The 6,000-nt window shown below is 68.2% G+C and carries 7 protein-coding genes; 1 reads left to right on the top strand and 6 read right to left on the bottom strand.

Annotation, left to right across the window (positions count from 1 at the left end; translation table 11 throughout):
- Positions 1-177: 177 nt before the first annotated feature.
- A complete protein-coding gene (locus ACFUPX_RS30110) occupies positions 178-822 on the bottom strand; it encodes a uridine kinase (RefSeq protein ID WP_383329552.1) in 645 nt (214 codons plus the stop codon).
- Positions 823-1,027: 205 nt separating this feature from the next.
- On the opposite strand from ACFUPX_RS30110, the gene ACFUPX_RS30115 reads away from it, so the two are divergent.
- Positions 1,028-2,392 (top strand): peptidase C39 family protein, encoded by a 1,365-nt coding sequence (locus ACFUPX_RS30115; RefSeq protein ID WP_383329555.1) that lies wholly within the window; start codon positions 1,028-1,030, stop codon positions 2,390-2,392.
- A 24-nt stretch (positions 2,393-2,416) separates the two neighbouring features.
- Here the strand turns inward: ACFUPX_RS30115 and ACFUPX_RS30120 are convergent, their stop codons facing one another.
- Genes ACFUPX_RS30120 through ACFUPX_RS30140 form a run of 5 tightly spaced genes read right to left on the bottom strand, consistent with a single transcriptional unit; the run spans position 2,417 to position 5,819 of the window.
- Entirely contained in the window at positions 2,417-3,055 is a 639-nt protein-coding gene (locus ACFUPX_RS30120; RefSeq protein ID WP_383329558.1) for a hypothetical protein, read from the bottom strand.
- 40 nt (positions 3,056-3,095) lie between these two features.
- Positions 3,096-3,728, bottom strand: a complete 633-nt coding sequence (locus ACFUPX_RS30125; protein WP_383329561.1) for a hypothetical protein — start codon at positions 3,726-3,728, stop codon at positions 3,096-3,098.
- Positions 3,715-4,128, bottom strand: coding sequence for a hypothetical protein (locus ACFUPX_RS30130; RefSeq protein WP_383329564.1), 414 nt, complete (start codon positions 4,126-4,128; stop codon positions 3,715-3,717). Before ACFUPX_RS30130 ends, ACFUPX_RS30125 begins: the two co-directional genes overlap by 14 nt.
- Before the next feature lie 27 nt (positions 4,129-4,155).
- Positions 4,156-5,511 (bottom strand): hypothetical protein, encoded by a 1,356-nt coding sequence (locus ACFUPX_RS30135; RefSeq protein ID WP_383329567.1) that lies wholly within the window; start codon positions 5,509-5,511, stop codon positions 4,156-4,158.
- Positions 5,508-5,819 (bottom strand): WXG100 family type VII secretion target, encoded by a 312-nt coding sequence (locus ACFUPX_RS30140; RefSeq protein WP_383329570.1) that lies wholly within the window; start codon positions 5,817-5,819, stop codon positions 5,508-5,510. Before ACFUPX_RS30140 ends, ACFUPX_RS30135 begins: the two co-directional genes overlap by 4 nt.
- Positions 5,820-6,000: the final 181 nt, after the last annotated feature.

The following is a 6,000-nucleotide window of genomic DNA, read 5'->3' on the forward strand; positions in this document are numbered from 1 at the left end:
CGTCGGAAGGCAGAACGAAGCCCCCGATCACGGGGGAACAACCGGGGGCTTCGCGTCTGCGGGCGGCCTCGAAAGGCCGCACATTCAGAACGTAAGTCCTGTAAGGGCCCTCGGTCAAGCCGAGTTGAGGCACTCATGGAAACTCGTGAGAAGTTCCGGAAGGCACTTTCCGCGGGGTCAGCGCACTGCCTCTGGTCCCTCACTCTGAGTGACGATTTGGCTCGCCGCAGACGTCTCATTCGGGCCCTGCAGCACCTCATATCCCTCGCGCCACTGTCGCACCAAAGACTGAGCGAAGGGGCGTGAAGGGTCTTCCGCGAAGTGCCGGCGCTCCGCGGGCTCCCACCCGTCCCAGAAGTCGCTCTGCACCGCCCCGTCCCGATGGCGCCCCCTGCCCCAGGCCTCTTTGCGGGGCAACTCCATCCACAGCAGCCGCGCCAGGAACGGACGCAGCGCGCGGCGGCCCGCGCCGACCCCCTCGACGATCACCACGGGCGCGGGCGGCAGGGTGCGGGTCTGCGGGCCGAAGCGGCGCGCGTGCCAGTCGTACGTCTCGTAGCGCGCGCTCTCGCCGTGCGAGAGCGGCACGACGACCTCGCGCCGCAGCCGCTCCGTCCAGCCGAAGAGCGCGTCATGGCTCGCGATGTCGTCAAGGCGCAGGACGGGCGCACCGCCCAGGGCTTGCGCGAGACGGTCGGCGAAGGTCGACTTGCCGGAGCCCGCGTGCCCGTCGACGGCCACGAGGCGTACGGGGCCGCAGGAGGGCGGCAGGCGCAGCAGTTCTCCGGCGACGCGGGACAGGGGAGTGGCGTGTGCGGTCATCACCGGCAAGCGTACGGGTGCCAAATGCCCCACTCCGCGCGCCTTCGCAGCTCACGCCAGTGGTCGAGGCCAATATTGGCGCAGGCGGTGGTGGTCGAAGCGCTGGCAGAAGTCGGCGTGGAGCAGCCATAGTTGGGCTACCGCCGTGCATCTGACCTGCCCCTTCCGGATCCGTCCGGAACCCACGTCGACTGGGGGTCCCGCCATGGACCGAGCTGATGACATGTCCCGCAGAACCGTCCTCGCCGCGGCAGCCGCCGTGGCCGCGGTGGCCGCCACCGCGGCTCCGGCGCTCGCGTCGGGCGGACTGAGCGAAGCCGCGCGCGCGAAGCGTCCGGTGAGCAACCGCTTCTGGACCTCGCACGCCGACTGGAGCGCCGGCACCGCGAGCGGCATCCGTGCCGTCTCCGGGGCCCGCCCCGCCGTGGAGATCGCCGAGGCCGCGGGCCGCACCGACTACGCGGATCCGCACACCGGCAAGACCGCCACCTGGGAGTACGCCCGGTGGACCTCGCCCGTGCACCGCCCCGCCGTCCCCGCGACGGAGGTCGTCGCCTCCTGGAACGCCCGCACGCCCGCCGGGACGTGGCTCCAGGTGGAGCTCCAGGGCACGTACTCGGACAAGAAGAAGACTCCTTGGTACGTCCTTGGCCGCTGGACCTCGGGCGACGACAAGGAGAAGGACATCCGCCGTACGTCGGTGGACGACCAGACCGACGGCAAGTCCAGCATCTGGACGGACACTTTCTCCATCAACGACACGACGACCAGTCTTCGCCTCGTCTCGTACCGCCTGCGACTGACCCTCTACCGCAAGCCGGGCGCCACGGCGACGCCCACGGTGTGGCGGCTCGGCGCGATGGCGTCCGCCGTCCCCGACCGCTTCACCGTCCCCGCGTCCAAGCCGGGGCTCACCAAGGAACTGAAGGTCCCGCGCTACTCGCAGGAGACGCACGCCGGCCAGTATCCGGAGTACGACAACGGCGGCGAGGCCTGGTGCAGCCCCACCTCCTCGCAGATGATCATCGAGTTCTGGGGCCGCAAACCGACCGCCGACGACCTCGCCTGGGTCGACCCGTCCTACGCCGACCCCCAGGTGTGCCACGCGGCGCGCTACGTCTTCGACTACCAGTACGAGGGCTGCGGCAACTGGCCCTTCAACGCGGCCTACGCGTCGACGTACAAGAACCTCCAGGGCGTCGTCACCCGCCTCACCTCGCTCACGGAGCTGGAGTCGCTGATCGCCGTGGGCATCCCGGCCATAACGTCCCAGTCGTTCCTCAAGGAGGAGCTGACGGGCGCCGGTTACGGCACGGCGGGCCACCTGATGACGGTGATCGGCTTCACGTCGAAGGGCGACGTGATCGCCAACGACCCGGCGTCCCCCAGCAACGAGGCGGTCCGCCGGGTCTACAAGCGCCGCGAGTGGGAGAACATCTGGCTGCGCACGAAGCGGAAGAACGCCACGGGGAAGGTCGTCTCCGGGACGGGAGGCGTCTGCTACCTGTACTTCCCGACGAAGCTCTCCGCGGCGCAGCGGGATGCGCTGGCCGCCGTCGGGATCCGCTGAGGAGGCACGGAGGCCGGTCGCCGACTACTGGGGTGTCTGGGGGAGCCGGAGCGTCCGTGCGAACTCGTCCAAGGGCTCGATGGCCGCGGCCATTACTTCGGGGTCGTCGTGGTGCCCGCGCAGGCAGACGTCGGGGAGGCCGGGCGGGGTGTGCCAGTGGTACGACACCGAGGTCATCAGGATGGAGGCGTCCGCGGGATAGGAGCGGGTGACCCGGATCCCGTCCGCGCCCAAATGCGGTGAGGCGAAGGGAACGCTGCCGGTGCGCTGCTGCCACTCGGGGATCTCCGGGTTCGGCACCGTGAAGGCGGCGCTTCCCTCGCAGGAGGCCGCGTCAGGGGCGTCGCAGTGGATGCGGGTGGCGTGCACCACCAGCGGCATGTAGGTCAGCGGGACGGGGTGGTAGATGAACGCCTCGTCGGCCTGGAGCTTGTCCCGGAGCGTCACGATCGTCTGCTCGTAGAAGCTTTTGTGGAAGCCGCGGAGCTTGCGGGTGAGTTCGATGTTGTGAATGGCGGCGAGGCCGGTCAGGAACTCGTTCAGCCATTCCTTGAAGGTCTTCTTGTCAATCTGGAGGTGGAGATAGCCCCAGAGGCCTTGGTTGGCGTCCGTGTCGATGTGGAGAGGGCCGAGGTCGGCGCTCCACAGGGGGCCTTCGGACATGAGTATCTCTTTCGTCGGGGGCGCGGGAAGGGGGGAGCCTTCAGGCATAACTCCAGCGGAAGGTGCCCATTACAGCGTCGAAGAGCTCCGCGAGGGTGTCGTAGAAAGCGGGATCCGAGCCGGGCGCGATCAGGGCGCTGAAGGAGAAGGTGAGGTATTGGTCGGGCGTGCTGTCCGGGATCGGCACGAAGTACTCGACCTGGCGGTGCGCGGCGTCGACGCCCTGGGCGGGGTCGGCGGGCACGTCGCGCTCCGAGCGCAGGGCCGCGGTGTCGTCGAGCTCCCGCATCTCGGCTCCGGGGGTTTCGGAGGCGAGCGCGAGCAGGACCGCCTCTGGGCCCTTGTCCGGCCTGACCCGCGGAATCTCGATCGGTTCGGAGGCGACGATCGAGACGGGCAGCGCGACGCCGTGGAGGCGTTCGGTGGGGAGATAGAGGGTCATCCCTCCCTTGGCGCTGGCCTGGCGTACGACCCTCTTCATCTCCTGGATGAGCTTCATCCGGGCCTTGGGGATGTCGTCCTTGGGGAAGCCGGCGGGCAGCTGCGCGACCGCCTTGCGGACGATGTGGTTCATCGCCTCCTTGGTACCCGAGTGCAGCGGAATCACGTCCCAGCCGGGCGGCGGCACCAGGTTGAAGCCGGTCGGGGCCGTGCGGTGCTCAGTGGTTGCCACGGTTCTCCCGCATCGTTTCCACGGCGTAGGTGACGCCGACGAAGAGTGCCCAGGCCGGGGCCGCGATCATGGCGGGCCAGAAGCCGAAGAACAGCGAGGGCAGGAAGAAGCCGCCGCCCATGGCGAGATCCCGGGTGAGGTAGGGCGGACGGTCCGCGTACCGGGGGTACTTCGCGAAGACCCAGACGTAGTGCAGGAGACACCCGATGATCGCGGCCTCGTAGACGTAGAGGACTTCGTTCATCAGTGACTTCGGCACCAGGATCATCACCCCCAGCACCGGCAGGAACAGGGGCATTCCGATCAGCAAGGTCAGCCGGAGCCGTCGGTTGGGGCCGGTGCCGAGTCCGGTGCGTGCCGCTTCGGCCTCGGCAATGCGTTGCGCCGAGCGCAGGTCCATCGTCGTCCCTTCCGGGAATCCGTATCGCTACCAGTGGGTGTCGGGGGCGGGCTTCAGCGTGTTGTCCTTCCAGTCCGAGTACGCCTCGTTGTAGGGCTTCTCGCCGCTTCCGAACTTCTCATCGGTCACGCTCGTCAGGTCGCTCTTGCCCAGCGCCTTGTCCGTGACGTCCATCCCCATACCGGTCCAGGCGATGCCGAGGCCCGCCTGGTAGGACCTGTACGCCTTGTCCGCGGCGGCCCCCGCGGCCGCCGGGAAGTTGGCCTTGTTCGCCTGCAACATCTTCGCCATGCCGGCCATCTCCTTGTCGCCGAGGTGCGCCAGCGTCGACAGCGGGCTGACCCTCAGCGGGTTCTTCGCCACCAGGCCGACGTTCTGGGAGATGGACTTGCGCATGGCGTTACGGGCCCCGCCGATGGCCTGCTTTCCCTGCCCCTCCGGCAGCTTGGTCATCAACCGGCCCATGTCGTCCATGACGCCCTTGACGCCCCTGAGCCCTCTGCTCAGGCCGGCGGTCCTGGCGCCCTGAGCGGCCCCCACGGTGGCCTTGGCGCCGCTGGCGAGCTTCGCGGCGGCCCCGAGGCCGCCCACCACGAGCAGGCCGCCCACGACGTCGAAGATGACATCCGTCCAGGTGGCATCGCCCGACGCCACCAGCAGGAGTCTGAGCCCGATCGTGAGCAGCGCGATGCCCAGGATGAGCAGGTTCAGGCCAGGGATGAGCAGGGCCAGGAAGCCGGCTGCCGTCGCGATCCAGCCCAGAACATCGATGAAGGCCTTGATCAGATCCGCGTTGTCATGGGCCCAGCCCTTGACGTTGTCCCACCACGAGTCCTCGATGACGTCGTCGATCTCATCGTTGATCTTGCCGGCGTAGTGGGAGGCGTCGCTGTCGCGGTTCCCGGTGACGGTGCCCAGCCGAGTCCTGTACGTCTTCAGCGGGTCGTCGTCGCTTCCGTCCGACGACGGCTTCGACTTCTTGTCCCCGTCCGCCTTCTCGGCGTCCTTGGCCTTCTCCCGCTCGGCCTCTGCCTGCTTCTCCTTGGCCTCGCGGAGAATCTTGTCGGCGTCGCCCTGGTGGTCCTCCAGTTTGTTCGCCCACTTGGTGAGGTGCCCGTGGACCCGCTCGTACCGGGAGGCCACCTCCCGCATGTGCTTCTCCAGCGTGCCGGAGTCTTCACGCAGCCGCTTGACGTACTTTCCCTTGAGCTTGTCCTCGTCCGAGATGGCCTTGAGGTTGCGTGCCTGCTTGCGCAGCTTCTCGGCGACCGCCACCATGTGCCGGACCTCTGACCGGACCTCCTCCGGGTCGCCGGGGACGGGGTCGCTCTCGCACAGCGGCTGCCAGTCGACGGGGCGGTGCTTCGACGCCGGGGTGCTCACTGGCCCTTCCCCTTGCCGTCCTTGCCCTTGCCCGCCTTGGCGAGGTCCTCGTCCAGTTTCTCGAACGACTTCTTCGTCTCCGCGACGAGCTTGCCCGTCGCTTCCAGGCCCTCGATGAGCTTGGTGCGGTAGTCGTCCCAGTTGTCGACGAAATCACCCATGGCGTCCGCTATCTTCCCGGCGCCCCAGTGCTTGTCCATGTCGTCACGACGGTTCTCGATGTCCTTGAACGTCGTCTGCAAACTGCCGAGTTGGCTTTCGCAGGTGCTCAAGAACTCATAGTCGACCGTGAGATCGCTGTCGGACACAGCTCTCCCCCCTCCCGTGGTCTGCCTACTGAAATTCGCCCCAGCCTCCGGCGGGACTCCCGGGATCGTAACCGACACGGGTTTTCCGGCCAGCGTCCGATCAGAGCCCGATCAGAGCCCGATCAGGGTCCGATCAGGGTCCGACAGCGCGACGGCCCCTCCCACACGTGTGGGAGGGGCC

This window comes from Streptomyces sp. NPDC057302, from assembly GCF_042667685.1.
Lineage (GTDB): Bacteria > Actinomycetota > Actinomycetes > Streptomycetales > Streptomycetaceae > Streptomyces.

What these genes read in the sequence shown, in the direction of transcription:
- ACFUPX_RS30120 (WP_383329558.1), bottom strand. Translation starts at nt 3,055, where the DNA reads ATGTCCGAAGGCCCCCTGTGGAGCGCCGACCTCGGCCCTCTCCACATC.
- ACFUPX_RS30110 (WP_383329552.1), bottom strand. Translation starts at nt 822, where the DNA reads ATGACCGCACACGCCACTCCCCTGTCCCGCGTCGCCGGAGAACTGCTG.
- ACFUPX_RS30130 (WP_383329564.1), bottom strand. Translation starts at nt 4,128, where the DNA reads ATGGACCTGCGCTCGGCGCAACGCATTGCCGAGGCCGAAGCGGCACGC.
- ACFUPX_RS30115 (WP_383329555.1), top strand. Translation starts at nt 1,028, where the DNA reads ATGGACCGAGCTGATGACATGTCCCGCAGAACCGTCCTCGCCGCGGCA.